Below are 16,718 nucleotides of genomic sequence, written 5' to 3' on the forward strand. Positions count from 1 at the left end.
CTGTCATGCAGGGCGCATTTCCCCTCCGCTTCCCCGTGCTATGCTCACTGCATCATTTCGTGGAGAAGCCTTATGAACTTCGTCGCTATCCCTGCCATTCACTACAGTTGCACGCAACTTGCCGCCCTGGTTGGGCAATGTTTTGAAGGTTACAGCATGCCGTTTTCGTTGCCGCCAGCGGTATTTGCCCAGCGTTTTATCGCCGAAGGGCTTAGCCTCGTGGACTCATGCGTCTGGCTGGATGACGAGGAGCCTGCGGCGGTGGCCCTGATCACCCGGCGCGGCGCATCGGCGAGGCTGGCAGCGTTCGCCATTCGCCCGCAATATCGTGCGCAGGGGTTGGGCAAACGTCTTCTTCCGCCCTTAATAATCGCGCTGCGCGATAAAGGCGTGCGGTTGCTGCGGCTGGAAGTCATTCAGGATAATCATCCGGCGGTTGCTCTGTATCACTCGCTGGGCTTTACCACAGTCCAGCCACTTTATGGCTTTCAGGGCGCGAAGGAGGTGGACGGTGAAGATAATGCGTTGCGGGAAATTGATCCGTTGATCGTGGTGCGCAAAGCGGTCTGCGAGAGTAATGCCACGCTCTCCTGGCTGACCGATCCGCTCTCCGCCGTATCATTACCGGCGCGGGCGTTTGAGTACCGTAATCATGCGCTGGCAGTGATTGCCACGCACATGGAGACGCCGCAGCTACGGTTTATTTATGTGGAGCCGGAGTACCGGCGCAGAGGATTTGCCAGTGAACTTCTGCGGACGTTGAATCAGCATTTTCCCGGTCTGAGCACCTCGGTGGTGGTGCCCGGCGTATTTGCGCCGCTGTTCGATCGTGCGGGTTACAGCAAGCTTGCGCTTAGCCAGTATGAGATGAAGGCTGACCTGTAACGGCCAGCCTTCGATTTTTAACCTTCGTCACTCAGCACTTTGATTTCCGCCAGCCCGATTCCAATCTGACGCGGCGAGTGACCGAGAATATTCCCTTCGTTGGTGGATTGCGGGTCCGGGGGGACAATCACCAGCGTGCTGCTGCGGGAAGGATTATTGAAGCGCAATGTCGTGGTGCTGAGCGTGTTATCCAGCATCAGAGTTTGCTCTTCATCGCCGACACGCACCGGAATCGGGCGGTTGGCGTTCGGGCCATACGCTTTGGCGGTAATGACCAGTTCGAAATGTTCCGGCAGCGGCTGGTTATATTCAATCGACACTTCCTTGCCCAACTGCGCGTTGGACCAGCGCCCCCAGCTTTCCGGACGGGAAATGCCGTTGAATGATTTCACCTCTTCCGGTGCGCCAGGAACGTTAAAGACAAAACTGTCGGCTTTGTAGCGAATGTTGTTATCGAGGATCTTCAGCGTATCGACGTTATTCCGGTAGCGATCGGCGCTGATCACGCTCTCTTTAAACGCGGTTTTGCCTTTCCATAATGCCTTATCGATATGCTGAACCTGCTGTTCGCCGCCAAGTTGCCCCTGCGAGACGCACCAGTCGGTAGAGAGCGCCAGTTCTGGTGACCACAGGCGCGCCATTTTGTAGCACTGATCGATCCACACGAAGTTATCGCGCGGTGCAAAGTCGGCAAGCTGGAAGCGCAGCGGCGCGGAGTATTCGCTTTCGGGCAGCGGTTCAACGCGATGACTGGAAACGCGCACCAGCAGCGGTAAACGGAACTGGCTGCCGGAGAAGGCGACCATCTGTTTCTGGCTATCCACCGTGAACTCTTTCATCGTTTTCGGGAAGTTCCACAGGCGAATGACGTCCGGTTTCCATGCCAGCACTTTCTCTTTCATATTCAGGAATACCCCGGAGAGCGACTGGCCGGAAATACTGCTGCGCCCAAGGCCGAGGAAGTTGTCGCCGCCGAGGATATCGAGCACGGTTGCGCCGTTATCCAGCGTGCTGCGTTTGATCCCGGAAACATCCTCCTGGCGCTCATCGCCGCGCATCACAAAGAACAGATCGCTGCGATCTTGTTTGTTGAGGTATTTCCATGCCGTGTTGTTCATCGCCAGATGATCGGAAGAGACTACGATCACCGTGTCTTTAAACCACGGCGACGCTTTGATCTTATTGATCAACGCCGCGATATGCTGCTGGCTACAGGTGACGGCGCTGAATGACTGGTTCAGTTTGCCATCATAGCTGTAGCTTTTCCGCTCGCAGGTGCGCGAGATAAAACCATCCGGATGGTGCGTATCGACGGTCAGCGCAAACAGCGAGAAACGTTTGCCCGCACTCGACAGCTCTTCGTAGCGTTTCCAGACGGCATCCAGCACCGTATCATCGTAGAAGCCCCAGTCATTACGGTAGTGGGGATCGGCGACCTGGCTTTTCAGCTCTTCTGCGCCAACGAGGTAATCAAAACCGTGTGATTTCAGGAACACATCTTTCCCGGCAAAGCGCAGATTCGCTCCCTGGATAAAATGGTTCTCGTAGCCAGAATTTTTCAGAATGTCGCCGAGGCAAAGATTCTGTGGGAAGAAACTGGACACCGAAGCGGAAGCGTTGCCTTCAAAAGGCGCGAACAGTGGAATACCGCACTGCGAGGCGACCATGCCAGCGATGGTGTAATCCGTGCCGGGGAGTTGTTCCGTATGGCTAAAGTCGAGGCTTTGCGCTTTCAGCGCGCCCAGTTCCGGCGTCAGGCCAGGAAAGGCCTCTTCATTGAAGTAGGTACGCTCCAGACTTTCGGCGTAGATGTAGACCAGGTTGAGTTTCGGTTCCGGGATCTTCTTCGCCGGGACTTTATAAAACGTGGCGAAGTCGGGATCGCCCTCGCGCGTCTGGGATTTCACCAGTTCGGTGATCTGGCGGAATGCCGGGCTGGCATCGACCGAACCCAGCGCCAGAACCAGTGCCAGCAGGCTGTAACCAAAATGGTGGGGCAGATGGCGGCGACGGCGCAGCACCCAGCCCAGCGCGCAGAACAAAGCCACCAGCGCGAGAACCAGCCCCACTCCGGGTAACATGTATTTGCTGATGCCCGCACCGGTCAGACTGTTGGTGAGGGTGTACAACACCGCATCGTTAATGCCATCGCCGGTAAAGTAATTACTGGCGTACAGCGTGATATTCAAAATAATAAACAGACCCAATACCAGCAGCGTTGCAGTAAACCACCAGCTATTTCGCCCCGCCTTACAGGCGTAAATCACGACCGAGGCGAGAAACAGAGCAATAGAGAGCAACTCGGACAACCGTCATTCCTCATCAAGACCAGACATATTGCTGGTTAATAATTTTTGTAACAGGAAAACTAATTTAATAGTGATGTCACACTGCTGCAATTGTAGTGTCACTTTATTCTGAGTTGATTAAGAAATGGTTTAGAAAGCGACAATGTTGCTGTACATCATGTCTGTGAACGGGCGGAACGGCGGAAAAAGAGAGGGAAAATGCCGCGTTCAGGCCGAAAAAGCGCTCAACGCGGCGGAAGATCAGGAGAGGAAGTTGACGCCCTGTTTCAGAACGATATCACAGGCTTTTGACTTCACTTTTTCGGCCAGCGGCGTGCTGCCGATGTTGCTCAGGTTTAACTGCTCGCCGTTTTTGGTATTCAGCATACCCTGAAGGCCATCCAGATAGTTGGTGTCCTGTTTCTGCTGGCTGGCGCCGAGCCCCAGTTTATCCAGCACCTGGTTTTTCACATTCTCGGTGTTGGTGAGCGAGGAGAGCTTGTTTTTGGCGCACCAGGTCATTACGCCTGCCGCATTGTTCATGGTATTGGAACTGAGCGCCTGATTACCGCCGTTAAGCAGGCCGGTCAGGGAGGAGAGCGACAACCCACCCTGCTGCGAGGCGGTGCTGCTCTGATTTTTCTGGCTGAGCTGGCTGGCGGCGCTGGAGAGCGTATCCTGCCAGGAAGCGGCGTTGGCAAAGCTGGTTAGCAGGGCGCTGCTGATGGCAGCAGCGCAGAGCAGGCGTTTGGCGAATTTCATATCGTGCAGATCCCGATGTTTCAGTAAAGCGCTGAGTATACACCTGCGCAGATCCGCCACAGAGGTGAAAACTCTCAATACTCTTTACCGGTGACGCGGCTACGGTAGCTCTCCCAGTTGAAGATCACCCACAGACTGTTGCCGAGACGCATCCTGTCCATTACGCGCTCGCCCAACAGCTTATTCATCTCTTCCAGATTGCTGTTAGTGAGCATGCCGGTCGGGCGTTTGGACGAAGAACGCCTATCGACTATCTGATTGATAATGACTTTTTCGTAGCGGGATTCTGTCTGCATGCCGATTTCGTCAATCACCAGCAGATCGACGCTGCTTAAATCGTTCAGCAACTGTTCTTCACTGCTTTCGCGATTGCCGAACGTCTCTTTCATCGCAGACATAATGTCGGCAACGGTAATGATCAGCACCGATTTACCGCGCAGCAACAGTTCATTGCAGATAGCGGCGGCGAGGTGATTCTTGCCGGTGCCTGGTTTGCCGGAAAAGATAAAACTGGCGATATTGCCTTCAAACTCTTCGACATATTGACGCGCCTGGCTGAGGGCACGCATCTGGCCCTCCGTTTCGACCCGGTAGTTTTCAAAAGAGCAGTTCTGGTGCAGCGGACGAATGCCGGAGCGATTAAACGTGCGCTGCATTTTCATTGCGCGGTTTTCTCGCTCCAGCGCCGCCGAACGGATTGCGCCCTGTTCTTTCTGCCAGGCCATTAGCTCCTCGCCCGTTTTAAAGGCAGGCACGGTGTTGGCGGGCATCATCTTTTGCAGTCGCTTCATCAATTCGCCGACGTTTTTCATCGTTATCCTCTAAAGCCTGGTGGGATTTGATTGTCCGGTTCTGATAGTGCATTGATATCGCGTTTCGCCGCGCTATTCTGGCTGGTACGACCGATTTGTACGCTGCGCGCCAGCTTTTGCTGCCACTGCACATGGTGGAACACTTTGCCTTCGGCCTGCCAGTAGGCAACAAACGAGGCCAGCTCTTCTGGTGTAACGGGCTGCGTTAACGCAATGCCCCACAACGCAGCCAGACGCTGGAAATCTGCATCCGGCTGCCAGCCTGCATACATGGCGAATTTGCCCATTGGCACATTCACCGGCGCGGCGGTGGGTTCTTCATAAAATTGTGCATCAAGGGCAATGTCACTGGCTGGCCGCGCAAGGCGGGCTTCAAGCGCCAGTAATTGCTCAAGGCGTTGCGGCGTAACGGCATAAAACGCGGGGCTGTTATTAGCAAAAACAGCGACAGCGCCGCCTTCCGTACGGGCCAGGACACTGGCGTGATCGCGCACAAATTCATCAATGCCGATGACATTCGATGTCAGGATTCTGGAAGACATAACGCGTTCTCAAACAGGATTACTACGGATAAGGCGATCTGTGTTTTTTTCACACAGGCATAATGACACATAGTAACACAGTGAACGGAAAGGGCAGTACAGCATGAAAAAAGCCGGGTTTCCCCGGCTGTTGATTTTCTCAACGTGTCGCTTGCGTGTTACGCAATAATGTTCAGCGTAACGTCGATGTTGCCACGGGTGGCGTTAGAATAAGGGCAAACGATATGCGCGGCATCGACCAGTTTTTTCGCTTCGGCTGCGTCCATACCTGGCAGATGGATATTCAGTTTCGCTTCGATACCGAAACCGGAAGGCAGCGGACCAATGCCGACTTCACCTTCGATAAATGCGTCTTTCGGAATGGCAATTTTGTCGCGGCCAGCGACGAACTTCATGGCGCCCAGGAAGCAGGCTGAGTAGCCCGCAGCGAACAGTTGTTCCGGGTTGGTCACTTCACCGCCCGCGCCGCCCATCTCTTTTGGTACGCCCAGTTTGACATCCAGGACGCCGTCAGAAGAGGTTGCGCGGCCGTCACGGCCTCCGGTGGCTTTAGCTTTAGCGGTGTAGACGACTTTTTCTAATGACATGGCAGGTTCCTTAATTATCTTGATTGGTTGCTATAAAATAGCATGCTATTTAGTTGGTTGAGATAAACTCCCCACGAAAGGGAGTTTATGCCCGTTGAAAGTTCTGGCGAAGCTGTTCCAGTTGCTGCTTGATATCGTGCAGCGTCGCGCTATCGCAGGCCATGGCACAGCCTATCGCTTCCGGAATGGACGTCGCTTGCTGCTGCAATGCGCGCCCGCTTTCACTCAACGTAATCACCACTTGCCGCTCATCCTGGCGTGAACGCTGACGGTGGATCAGCCCTGCGCTTTCCAGCCGTTTAAGCAGCGGCGTTAGCGTTGCTGAATCCAGAAACAGGCGCTCACCAATCTCTGACACGGTGATATCGTCCTGCTCCCACAGTACCAGCATGACCAGATACTGTGGATAAGTAAGATTCAGCGGAGCCAGAAGCTGCCGGTAAAGCTTATGCAGCGCCAGGTTTGTTGAGTAGAGTGCAAAACAAAACTGGTTATCTAAGGCGAGCTGTGCGTTTTTGGTCGGTGTCGTTTTCATGTTTTTTAATATATATAGTGTGCGATTTAATTGCAAGATATTTTTTACGGACAGGTATAACGTAGCACAACCTCGACTGCCATCTCCCGATAGTACTGGCGCTGCGCAGTCGCATCAGGGTTCTCTTCAAACAGCATGGAAAAAGAGTAGCTGTTGGCGACGTAGTGAAAGCTGAAACTGCTCATCAGACGGTGCACATCGCGGGCATTGACGTTTTTATTGAACAGCCTTTTTTGCTGGCCGCGGCGGAGAATATCTTCCAGTAAGGTCAGCGCGCTGCGGTTCACATCGCGCAGCAGGACCGATTGCTGAATAAAACGCCCGCGCTGCATGTTCTCCATACAGATAATACGAATGAAATCAGGGTGAGCGGCATGGTAATCGAAAGTGCTTTCGACCAGTTGCACCATCGCCTCTACGGGCGGCATATCCGCAAGATTCAGCTTTTTCTCGCTGCGGCGAATCATGGTGTAGACATATTCAAGTACCTGTAAATAGAGGTTTTCTTTGGTTTTGAAATGGTACACCACCATGCGTTTTGTGGTGGCGGCGCGCTCGGCGATTTGCTCCATGCGTGCGCCTGTCAGGCCGTATTCGGCAAACAGAGCGATGGCGCTGATGAAAATTTTGTCTTTCAGGTTGGATTCATCAAAATGTTCGGAAAGATCGCTGCCACGGTGTTCCACATCCACTCCTTACTGGCCGTCATTTGTCTGTGGATTATCACCATGGCCGCGACAGAAAACAAATCTCAAACGCGCGGGCGTTTGCGGTATATCCACAGACCGGGAATCGACAGGCCAATAGAAAGCGCGCCAACGATCGATGAGGCTTTCAGGAAATTCGTCAGTAACAGGATCATTAACTCTTCGCTGTAACCAAAGTGGCCGATTTTCACGGCCGAAACCATCGCTGTGTAGGCCGAGATGCCCGGAAACATGGGAATGACTGCCGCCACGGTAAACACTTTAGGATGCGCCAGATACCATCGCGACCAGCGAATGCCTATCGATCCCACCAGCATGGCGGCCACAAAGGTTGACCATTCGATATTGAAACCCCAGTACATCAGCGCAAAGCGGGAACCGTGGCCCAGTGCGCCAAGGAGCGCACACCAGGGCAGGGCACGATGGGGAACGTTGAAAACCATGGCAAACCCGACTGCGGGGATTGCGGCCAGCAACATATCTTGTATAAGAGCCAGAACAAAGGCGATCACATCCATCCGCGTAGCCCCCACAGTGTCATTGCCATTACCACACCGATACAGGTGGCGAGGGTTAATAAGCTGGCGATGGCCCAGCGCGCAAGACCGGTGTTGATATGGCCTTTGAACATATCAGCAACCGCGTTGATCAGCGGAAAGCCGGGGACCAGCAACAGCACGCTGGCGGCCATGGCGACGGTTGATGAATGAATAAAGGCAGGAAGAGTCAGCATCAAGCCGGAAACGGTCGTGGCCACAAAGGCGGTAATGCAGAAATTAATCTGTGGATGCATATGGCGATTCGCCAGTAGCAGCCGCACATACATCGCCACGCTGCTGGCGCAAAATGTAATAAATGCGCCGTCCCATCCGCCTTTATTGAGTTGGCAGAAACAGGCACAGGAAAGGCCAACCATAAGCGTGACCAGCCAGCGTGGGTAGCGCAGTGGTTTAACCTGGGCAAATCGCTTTTCAACGTCTCTGGCATCCAGCAACTTATGTTCGGTCATGATCACGATATGCTGTATTTCCGTTACTACGTGCATATTGATACCGCGATCGCTGTTTTTACGTGTTGAAGTCAGGCATTGCCCATCTTTGATGGTTGTCAGAACGATGGCGTTAGAGGAGATGAGACTTTCAACGCTGTCCATACCCAACGCGATGCCCAGACGCGTTGATAGCTCTTCCACTAATGCGCTCTCAGCGCCATGCTGCAACAAAAAAAGGCCACACTGAATACACAGCCGCGTAATAGCACGCTGTGATGACTGGTCTGTTTGCATGATTACCCTGGTATCTGTTAACACAACGCTCACGAAGGATGGAGCGTAAAAGATAGTTTTAGCACAAGTGACAGGCAGAATGGCGCTCAGGTAGATCAAGATTTGTGCAGTAAGTCACGCTGAAGTTTGCTCTGAAGTCTTCTTAATTACCCGGTTAAGAATTCATTTAAGGTTTTTTTATAAAAAAACATATGAAAAGAAAAGGGGGGGATTATTTGCGTCTAACAGACTGGTTTTCGTAAAGTATTTCTTAAACATTTGTTAAGATTATTATTTTTATCTTAATTATATTGTCTTTGATTATTTTAAATTTCCTTTTTATTTTTTAATAATACGCGAGATAATCTGGTGGGCTGTATGTTATATTGACATGTAAGTTGGTAATACTATAATTCCGGCTCTTTATGTTTGACCCCAACTCATAAATTTCGCCAATTCTTACGGCGACGCTTATCCAGATAATGTCATTATCTGTGGTTATTATTGGCTCCTATTGGAAAAAGTCATCGTGCGGATTGATAGAACTCGCAAATGGACGTGGAGATTTTATGTTATCAGCAGACAACACTCATGGGATTGTTATTAGCCAGACTCCGGTTCTCAGGGCCGGGATTGGCGGTATACTTGAACGTCATTTTCCTGAATACATCCTCAATTATTATTCCTGTGTAGAAGAGATAGATCTGCTGCAATTAAAGAGCGCTCGCCTGGTCATTGTTGACATCTCTGACGAGCTTTTCTATGCAAGAAGACGCTGTCAGAATTATTATTCTCTTTTTTCTCAAAGTGATAGCTCACACTGGATCTTTTTCACCCCACGTACGGTGCTGCCTGTGGCAATGGAGTTTTTGTTACGCCCGCGTATTACGTTGCTCTCCAGCCAGGAGTCCGTTGAAGGGGTGATTAATGCTATTCGCCACGGATATGGGAGCGAAGGAGAAATTAGCCAGGTGCTTATGCCAGAGGGAATGAGCAGGAGTGCGGCTAATGCTCCCCTAAGTAAAATACTTACCCTATCTGAACGTAACGTGTTACGTCTTCTTGGAAAAGGCTGGGGAATAAACCAAATTGCAATGCTGCTCAAAAAAAGTAATAAAACAGTGAGTGCGCAGAAAAATAGTGCAATGAGGCGGTTATCATTACGGAGTAATGCAGATTTATATATATGGATTAATAGCAGCCAGGGAATGGCTGAGTTGAATTCAGGCACGATGTATGGAGACCGAAATGAATGGAAAATAGCTACAAAAAGGGAAATGTCGCCATTATTGAAAAGTGCACAATGAGTCGGGAGGGATTACGACATTTATTTAGTGAATCGTCTATTAATCAGTATTCGTTTCATTTTTTTAAAGAGCATTCGGTGTTTCATCAGGCACTGAAGCACACGCCCTTTTTTTCCGTTATCTATTCACTTTTTGGGCACCGGAAAGAGCGGCGGGAGTGCCTGATGTGTTTGCACTGGCTTTCGCTTTCTCACCCGGGTGTTCAGCATATTGTTTTGGCGGGAGACGATCGGGAGGCCCAGTTGGTCGGGCATCTCTCTCCCTCGCGGCTGCATGGTATTTTGAGCAAATCGTCTCCGCTGCCTGTGTTACAGGAACAACTGGGGATGCTACTGGGTGAAACCCGGCGCATTAATGAGAACATGATTAATAATTGGTACGTGAGCCAGTGCCGTATGCTCAGCCCGACAGAGTGGGAGATCCTGAATTACCTGACGCGCGGTTTCTCGCTGGCCGAGATAGCCTCGCTGTTGGATCGGAATGTGAAAACCATCCGCGCGCATAAATTCAATGCGATGACGAAGCTGGGTGTTACGTCTGACGTCGGGTTATTGGATGCCGCAGATATTCTGACCTGGAGCCCACCAGCTCCTCGTTCAGCGTCGGAGTTGATGTAGTTCAGGGACTTCTCAGCGCCAGGCGTGCTGTACCTGGCGCTGAGACGTTACAGGCAAACGTCAATCCATTTTGCGCGTGTGAGTTCAGCCATTCGCTCAGGAGAAATGCGGACTGCGCTATGGGTAGCTCCCGCAGCGGGCAGGACTTCCGGATATTGTTTTAGTGAGATATCACAATAGATTGTCAGTGGGTTTTCTAACCCAAACGGACAGACGCCGCCCACCGGGTGCCCGGTAACCGTAACGACCTCATCGCTACTCAGCATGCGAGCTTTCGCACCAAAGGTGTTTTTCAGTTTTTTGTTATCCAGGCGCGCGTCGCCTTTAGCAACCACGAGAATGACTTCGTTTTTCACTTTTAATGACAGCGTCTTGGCGATTTGCCCTGGTTCAACATGGTGCGCGGCAGCGGCCAGTGCAACAGTCGCGGTACTTTGGTTCAGTTCAATAATATCGATATCGGGGGCGTTGTCGGCAAAGAATTGCCGCACGGACTGCAAACTCATGATGTTCTCCTGCCTGGGACCGCTATTAATCTGTCATAAGCCTGTTATCCATGTAAATATCCCGATGTAACAAACCACTCTACAAAGTTTCTCGATCGCCTTCACAATCGCGGAAACCGGTTACAGTAACCGGTTGCAGTGTCCACATTGCGGGTTAATACTGATTTTGTCCTTCCTTCTGTACATAAAATCAAATAAAGAGCCGTCTATGAAACCTACACTGCTTTGTCGTAATGCTGGTTTAAAAAACCGCATGGTTTCAAACCTAAAAATGGATCGCTGCACGGCAAAACATTCGCTGGTGCGCTTATTTTTTTAGCCTGACAGGAGAGCTGATATGTCTGCTAACCATGCTGCGTTTAACCTGATTTTCCGGTTTATAGAAAACTACGTCAGCCCGATCGCCGGGCGGATCTCTTCTCAACGTCATGTTATGGCCATCCGTGACGGCTTCATTTCTGCGATGCCGTTTATGATTGTTGGCTCATTCTTATTGGTCTTTGCCTATCCGCCCTTTTCACCGGATACCACCTGGGGCTTTGCGCGCGCCTGGCTGGATCTGGCGAAACAGTATGAAGGTCGGATCCTCACGCCTTTCGATATGACGATGGGCATTATGTCCATTTATATCTGTGCGGCGATTGCTTATAACCTCGGTAAGCATTACGTGAAATCGCACCAGCTCGACCCTTTCATGTGCGCAATGCTGTCGCTGATGGCGTTTTTACTGGTTGCGGCACCGAAAACCAACGGTACGCTTCCGGTGGACAGCTTGGGCGGAACCGGTATTTTCACCGCAATACTGGTGGCGATTTACTGTGTCGAAATGATGCGTTTCCTGAAGGCGCACAATATTGGCATTCGCCTGCCGGACCAGGTGCCGCCGATGATCAAAAATTCATTTGATCTGCTGATCCCGGTGCTTGTCGTCGTATTGACACTCTACCCGTTAAGCCTGCTGATCCAGTCGCAGTTCAATATGCTCATCCCACAGGCGATTATGGCGCTGTTCAAACCGCTGGTGGCGGCGGCGGATTCTCTTCCGGCGATCCTGCTGGCGGTGATTATTGCTCATCTGTTGTGGTTTGCCGGTATTCATGGCGCGGCCATTGTTTCGGGCATGCTGCAAATGTTCTGGTTAACCAATCTGGGGATCAACCAGAGCGCGCTGGCACAGGGCGCGCCGTTGCCGCATATCTTTATGGAAGCGTTCTGGACTTTCTTTATCGTGATAGGTGGCTCCGGTGCAACAATGGGGCTGGTGTTCTGCTATTTACGCAGCCGCTCGGTTCACCTGCGTTCGATTGGCCGGTTGAGCGTCGTACCCAGTATCTTCAATATCAATGAGCCGGTGATTTTCGGCACCCCGATCGTCATGAATCCGGTGTTCTTTATTCCTTTCCTGCTGGCACCGACGGTCAATGCCATTATTGCGTGGGCAGCCATGAAGCTGGATCTGATCGGCAGAGTGATTTCTGTTGTGCCGTGGACGGCGCCTGCACCGATTGGCGGGGCGTGGGCGCTCGGCTGGGATTTCCGTGCCGCAATTCTTGTCGTACTGCTGGCCTGTATTTCAGCCGTCATCTATTTCCCTTTCTTTAAAGTGTATGAGAAACAGCTCCTGGAGCAGGAAGCGGAAGAGGCACAGCGTACAGAGGATGAAAAACAGGTCGCTTAAAACAGGATCAAGGAGAATCATAAGGGAGGCGTAACGCCTCCCTGATTATTTCAGCGTGCAGTCACCGCACTGTTGCACATCCGGCAACCGGTAACGCTGGCAACAGGTACGACGTACCAGCGCGCCATCGCGCAGCACAACAGTGCGCCACAGCGGATTATCGCTGCCATCGGAAAGCTGTTTTTCGAAGAAGCAGGTCTGGCGTAATGCCGCGACGCGAGCTTCACCCAGTTGCGGGATCATCTCACCCAGACACCAGTTGATCAGATAGCCGGTATTGCTCCAGATAAGTTTGCCGTTGATATCGCCCGTGGCTTCCAGTGCCTGAACTACCGGGAGCATCGCCTGCGAAGCCAGTGCAGTAATCCGCTGCGCATCATTTTGTAAGGTCAGTTGATGATCCTGCTGCACGTCAATCCAGAAACAGGCCGCGCGACCCGTTTCATGAAATTCAACGTGAAAATGTTCAGGTGCGAGGCTAATGGCACTTTTCTGCGTTAACAACGCCAGTAGCAAGGGCGGTACCATTAATCCCAGATACCATTGTGCCCATAGTGACAGCAGCGGTTTGTTTTCGCGTGGCTGCGCCAGTTGATGACGGTAAATATGATCGGAATAGGTCGCAATCAGCGATTGCAGCGCGGCAGGCCGTGACCATTCCGCCAGCGTCTGTGCTTGCCAGGGCGCTGGCTCATTAAGGCGAATAAAATCGAGCAGGTGGGCGCGCGTGCTGGCGATGGCTTCCCGCATAGCATTAGCCAACGAATCGCGTTCATCAACGAGACGGCTTCGCCAGATAACATGTTCAGTGATCGATGCGGTACGGTAGGTCATGGCGCCAGCTGGATTTCAGAATCGAAATGATAATGATTACTAATCCTAGCCAGAGGTAAAATTGATAGCAAGATTTTTATCGTAAAGTTGGTGCTGCTACGCCTCAGGCGAGGCGCAATTCCCCGCTCACCAGAATATTGTTGCGGCCCAAATGCTTGGCTTCATATAACGCTTTATCTGCCCGCTCAATAGCGGCGTCGATATTGTCATCCAGCAACGGTGCAATACCAATGCTGATGGTGACATTCGTGGCGACACTTTCATTAAACATATGCGGAATCTTCAGATCGTACACTTTCTGACGAATACGCTCGGCAGCCAGGCGCGCATGTTCCAGATCGGTATTATTCAGCAGGATCATGAATTCTTCACCGCCAAAGCGCGCGACGATATCGCGGGAACGCACGGCATCGCGCAATGCGGCAGAGACGCGAATTAGCGCCTGATCGCCCATCATATGGCCGTAGTGGTCGTTATAAGCTTTGAAGTGGTCGATATCCAGCAGCAGTACAAACCGTGAACTATCATCCAGTGCCAGCAGGTTATCGATTTTGGATTGCAGGCCGCGACGGTTATACAACCCGGTAAGGGGATCCAGCATGCTCAAATCGTTCAGGGTTTTCCGTTCCTGCATTAAACGGTTCATTAATGCCTGGGCGAAATTATCATTACGCTTCTGAATTGCATGTTGTATGGAGATACCTAATACCGGCAAAGCAAAACTAAATATTAAACGGAGCTCGCTCTCCGATCCGGAGAAATAGAGACAAGCGGCGAATACCGGCAATGAATGCAGCAGGAACGCGGCAATGTTATTAGAAAAAGCAATCGAGCCAATAAAGAGGACATTCAGGAGGGCGATCAGCAAATACGATGAGGTGTTGTGCTGGAGTAAATCGATCTTCACGATTACATGCCATGCCCAAAGGCAGCCAAACATAAGAGAAATCAATGTGATACTGATTTTCTTTTTCGGATAGTATCTGTGCCATACGGGCAACAAAACGCTCACCGCAAAAATAATACACGCTGGCAGCGTGAAGGCGAGCAGGTTATAGAGCGGCAGAGCCATGGAGAACATTGCTGAGAGTGCATTGAGCAGCAAGAAGAGTCGCAGCGACAAACGATATCTCTTGTTACACAGAGATTGCCAGGTTTGTAATGTCATACCTAAAAATCGTTATTTATCCACAATGTAGTACTACGCAGTGAGTCGATAAGAAAAGAAATAACGCGAAGAAACAGTCATCGCGGAAAATTAGTGATTTGGATTTTTATTTAAGCAGTGCTTAATTTATCACCTTAAGGAATGTCTGTCATCAGAAGATGAGCGATCTTCATACTGTGGTATTGGCAGTATGCTGACAAATGAGAAATGATGTCATATGATATTGGTTATCATTATCGATATCAGAGATGGAAACATGTTGCAGCGAGCGCTGGGAAGTGGTTGGGGGATCGTCCTGCCGGGCATGATTGTTGCCGTTCTGGCACTGGCTGATCTTTCGATCGACGCATGGCGGATGGTGATTTTGCTGGGTTTATTGCTGACTCCGGCGATGCTTTACCATAAGCGGTTACGACATTTTGTTTTGTTGCCTTCGGGCGTTGCGCTTGTCGGGGGGATGATAATGATGCTGCTGAATTTGAAAATGATGGTGTAACGGGGGAGTCATACAGGGAGAGTATAAGATATCTGGTGCGAGGGGGGGGACTTGAACCCCCACGTCCGTAAGGACACTAACACCTGAAGCTAGCGCGTCTACCAATTCCGCCACCTTCGCACAGTCATCTTACTTTTTAGATATCGCCTCGTTGGTGCGAGGGGGGGGACTTGAACCCCCACGTCCGTAAGAACACTAACACCTGAAGCTAGCGCGTCTACCAATTCCGCCACCTTCGCACAGTGCGAGCGATATCTGCGTGGTTTATGGTGCGAGGGGGGGGACTTGAACCCCCACGTCCGTAAGGACACTAACACCTGAAGCTAGCGCGTCTACCAATTCCGCCACCTTCGCATACCATCGATACCTTTGAAGTATCGTTACCACGGAGGCGCATTCTAGATGTTTTCAACTTTTCGTCAATAGTTAATTGCTGAGAGCAACACTGATTGCTGCAAAAATGGGCGCTGTGAATGGGTAAATCGGGGAGACCCGGCGAACAGCGCTCGCCGGGAGAAGAGTGATTATTTCAGCGCCTGGCGCGTCATTACTGTGCGGTAAACCTTGAAACGTCCGGTCTGGGCGAGCACTTCATGGAAACCGAAGGTCTGATCTAATACGTCCGGGTACGGCAGGAAGGCGTTAGCGACGATGCGCAGCTCACCGCCGCTGTTCAGATGGCGCACCGCGCCGCGTATCAACGTCTGAGCGGCTTCCAGACTGGTTTGCAGGCCATCATGGAACGGCGGATTGGAGATAATCATATCGAAGCGGCCAGTGACTTCAGAGAAGACATTGCTGGCAAAAACCTCACCTTCAAAGCCGTTGGCAGCAAGCGTCGCGCGGCTGGCTTCCACCGCCGGTGCGGAAACGTCGCACAGGGTTAAACGCACTTTCGGCGAATGGCTCGCCAGCACCGCTGCCAGCACACCGGCACCGCAGCCAACATCCAGTACTTTACCTTTCGTGTGCGGCGTCAGGGTCGAGAGCAACAATTGGCTGCCCACATCTAATCCGTCACGGCTAAAGACGCCCGGCAGGGTTTTGATCGTCAGATCGCCCAGCGCATACTCGCCCCAGAAACCATTCGCATCGAAGTCAGATTTCTTCTCCAGACGACCGTAATACAGTCCGCAGCGACGCGCACTGTCTATTTTGTTGAGCGGGCAATACGCAGCCAGCATCTGCTCGGCGCTTCGCACGCCGCTACGGTTTTCGCCGACGACGAAAATATCGCAGCCCATTGGCAGCAGCGACAGCAGGTTCATTAATTGGAACTGCGCTTCGGGTTTGTTTTTTGGCCAGTAATAGATCAGCGTATCGACATCGCCGATCGTCTCGCTGTCAGCGACCAGGCTATAACGGGTACGTTCGCCCATCTGCTGGCTTAAGGTTTGCCACTGGTGAAACTGTTGCGTCCAGGCACGGCTTTCAGCCGTCTCCAGACGAGCGGGCAGGTCATCCTGCAAATCACCGGCAAACAGAATGCGGTTGGTTTCGAAATCGTCACTGTGGCGCAGCAAGACTTCACTTGCCGGGGTAAAAGCAGACATGAATGGGGGTTCCTCGTTTAACTCAGGCGGCGATTATACACGTTATCCTTCAAACTGCCTCTTTGTTGGCTTCACCTTTGCACCCCAGTCACTTACTTATGTAAGCTCCTGGGGCTGCTCAGTCTTGCCGCCTCGACGCAGTGTGAATGATTTTGTGTATACACGTTATCCTGCAAA

At 51.7% G+C, this 16,718-nt stretch carries 18 protein-coding genes and 3 tRNA genes; 5 read left to right on the top strand and 16 right to left on the bottom strand.

The window, feature by feature from the left end:
• The first annotated feature begins 72 nt into the window (after positions 1-72).
• Positions 73-885 (top strand): GNAT family N-acetyltransferase, encoded by an 813-nt coding sequence (locus DK872_RS16680; protein WP_035886580.1) that lies wholly within the window; start codon positions 73-75, stop codon positions 883-885.
• A gap of 17 nt (positions 886-902) precedes the next feature.
• On the opposite strand, the gene opgB is transcribed toward DK872_RS16680, so the two are convergent.
• The 9 genes from opgB to DK872_RS16725 all read right to left on the bottom strand — a co-directional run bounded on the left by opgB (position 903) and on the right by DK872_RS16725 (position 8,403).
• On the bottom strand, positions 903-3,194 hold the full coding sequence (gene opgB / locus DK872_RS16685) for a phosphatidylglycerol--membrane-oligosaccharide glycerophosphotransferase (protein WP_161518569.1): 2,292 nt from the start codon (positions 3,192-3,194) through the stop codon (positions 903-905).
• Between the two features lie 240 nt (positions 3,195-3,434).
• Positions 3,435-3,935, bottom strand: a complete 501-nt coding sequence (locus DK872_RS16690; protein ID WP_007373016.1) for a DUF2501 domain-containing protein — start codon at positions 3,933-3,935, stop codon at positions 3,435-3,437.
• A 74-nt stretch (positions 3,936-4,009) separates the two neighbouring features.
• Entirely contained in the window at positions 4,010-4,747 is a 738-nt protein-coding gene (gene dnaC / locus DK872_RS16695) for a DNA replication protein DnaC (protein ID WP_007373017.1), read from the bottom strand.
• A 2-nt stretch (positions 4,748-4,749) separates the two neighbouring features.
• Positions 4,750-5,289, bottom strand: coding sequence for a primosomal protein DnaT (dnaT, locus tag DK872_RS16700; protein WP_007373018.1), 540 nt, complete (start codon positions 5,287-5,289; stop codon positions 4,750-4,752).
• 158 nt (positions 5,290-5,447) lie between these two features.
• The gene (locus tag DK872_RS16705) at positions 5,448-5,876 is read right to left on the bottom strand and encodes an organic hydroperoxide resistance protein (RefSeq protein ID WP_071920179.1); all 429 of its coding nucleotides are present in this window, start codon (positions 5,874-5,876) and stop codon (positions 5,448-5,450) included.
• An 85-nt stretch (positions 5,877-5,961) separates the two neighbouring features.
• Positions 5,962-6,411: a MarR family winged helix-turn-helix transcriptional regulator gene (locus DK872_RS16710; RefSeq protein ID WP_071920180.1), complete on the bottom strand. Its 450-nt coding sequence runs from the start codon at positions 6,409-6,411 to the stop codon at positions 5,962-5,964.
• 44 nt (positions 6,412-6,455) lie between these two features.
• Positions 6,456-7,097, bottom strand: a complete 642-nt coding sequence (locus tag DK872_RS16715; RefSeq protein WP_035886576.1) for a TetR family transcriptional regulator — start codon at positions 7,095-7,097, stop codon at positions 6,456-6,458.
• A 65-nt stretch (positions 7,098-7,162) separates the two neighbouring features.
• Entirely contained in the window at positions 7,163-7,636 is a 474-nt protein-coding gene (locus DK872_RS16720; protein ID WP_007373022.1) for a threonine/serine exporter, read from the bottom strand.
• Complete coding sequence (locus DK872_RS16725) at positions 7,627-8,403, bottom strand: threonine/serine exporter ThrE family protein (RefSeq protein WP_090398194.1); 777 nt, start codon at positions 8,401-8,403, stop codon at positions 7,627-7,629. Before DK872_RS16725 ends, DK872_RS16720 begins: the two co-directional genes overlap by 10 nt.
• A gap of 548 nt (positions 8,404-8,951) precedes the next feature.
• On the opposite strand from DK872_RS16725, the gene DK872_RS16730 reads away from it, so the two are divergent.
• Together DK872_RS16730 and bglJ are read left to right on the top strand one after the other, a co-directional pair.
• On the top strand, positions 8,952-9,689 hold the full coding sequence (locus tag DK872_RS16730) for a LuxR C-terminal-related transcriptional regulator (RefSeq protein ID WP_161518570.1): 738 nt from the start codon (positions 8,952-8,954) through the stop codon (positions 9,687-9,689).
• Positions 9,686-10,306, top strand: coding sequence for a DNA-binding transcriptional activator BglJ (gene bglJ / locus DK872_RS16735; RefSeq protein WP_071920181.1), 621 nt, complete (start codon positions 9,686-9,688; stop codon positions 10,304-10,306). Before DK872_RS16730 ends, bglJ begins: the two co-directional genes overlap by 4 nt.
• 47 nt (positions 10,307-10,353) lie before the next feature.
• Here bglJ and DK872_RS16740 read toward each other — a convergent pair whose 3' ends face one another.
• On the bottom strand, positions 10,354-10,812 hold the full coding sequence (locus tag DK872_RS16740) for a YbaK/EbsC family protein (RefSeq protein ID WP_007373026.1): 459 nt from the start codon (positions 10,810-10,812) through the stop codon (positions 10,354-10,356).
• A 337-nt stretch (positions 10,813-11,149) separates the two neighbouring features.
• Between DK872_RS16740 and DK872_RS16745 the strand changes: the two genes are divergently transcribed.
• Positions 11,150-12,490 (top strand): PTS cellobiose transporter subunit IIC, encoded by a 1,341-nt coding sequence (locus DK872_RS16745; RefSeq protein ID WP_007373027.1) that lies wholly within the window; start codon positions 11,150-11,152, stop codon positions 12,488-12,490.
• Between the two features lie 45 nt (positions 12,491-12,535).
• Here the strand turns inward: DK872_RS16745 and fhuF are convergent, their stop codons facing one another.
• Together fhuF and DK872_RS16755 are read right to left on the bottom strand one after the other, a co-directional pair.
• The gene (gene fhuF / locus DK872_RS16750; protein WP_161518571.1) at positions 12,536-13,324 is read right to left on the bottom strand and encodes a siderophore-iron reductase FhuF; all 789 of its coding nucleotides are present in this window, start codon (positions 13,322-13,324) and stop codon (positions 12,536-12,538) included.
• Between the two features lie 103 nt (positions 13,325-13,427).
• Positions 13,428-14,492, bottom strand: coding sequence for a GGDEF domain-containing protein (locus DK872_RS16755; RefSeq protein WP_071920183.1), 1,065 nt, complete (start codon positions 14,490-14,492; stop codon positions 13,428-13,430).
• Between the two features lie 217 nt (positions 14,493-14,709).
• Between DK872_RS16755 and DK872_RS16760 the strand changes: the two genes are divergently transcribed.
• The gene (locus DK872_RS16760; protein WP_007373030.1) at positions 14,710-14,988 is read left to right on the top strand and encodes a DUF1435 domain-containing protein; all 279 of its coding nucleotides are present in this window, start codon (positions 14,710-14,712) and stop codon (positions 14,986-14,988) included.
• Between the two features lie 33 nt (positions 14,989-15,021).
• Here DK872_RS16760 and DK872_RS16765 read toward each other — a convergent pair.
• From DK872_RS16765 to rsmC, 4 genes are all read right to left on the bottom strand, one after another.
• Positions 15,022-15,108 (bottom strand) — tRNA-Leu (locus tag DK872_RS16765).
• 32 nt (positions 15,109-15,140) lie between these two features.
• Positions 15,141-15,227, bottom strand: a tRNA-Leu gene (locus DK872_RS16770).
• 28 nt (positions 15,228-15,255) lie between these two features.
• Positions 15,256-15,342 (bottom strand) — tRNA-Leu (locus DK872_RS16775).
• A gap of 170 nt (positions 15,343-15,512) precedes the next feature.
• The gene (gene rsmC / locus DK872_RS16780; RefSeq protein WP_071920184.1) at positions 15,513-16,541 is read right to left on the bottom strand and encodes a 16S rRNA (guanine(1207)-N(2))-methyltransferase RsmC; all 1,029 of its coding nucleotides are present in this window, start codon (positions 16,539-16,541) and stop codon (positions 15,513-15,515) included.
• Positions 16,542-16,718 lie beyond the last annotated feature (177 nt).

The sequence above is a fragment of the Kosakonia sp. MH5 genome, assembly GCF_009935945.1.
Classification (GTDB): domain Bacteria; phylum Pseudomonadota; class Gammaproteobacteria; order Enterobacterales; family Enterobacteriaceae; genus Kosakonia; species Kosakonia radicincitans.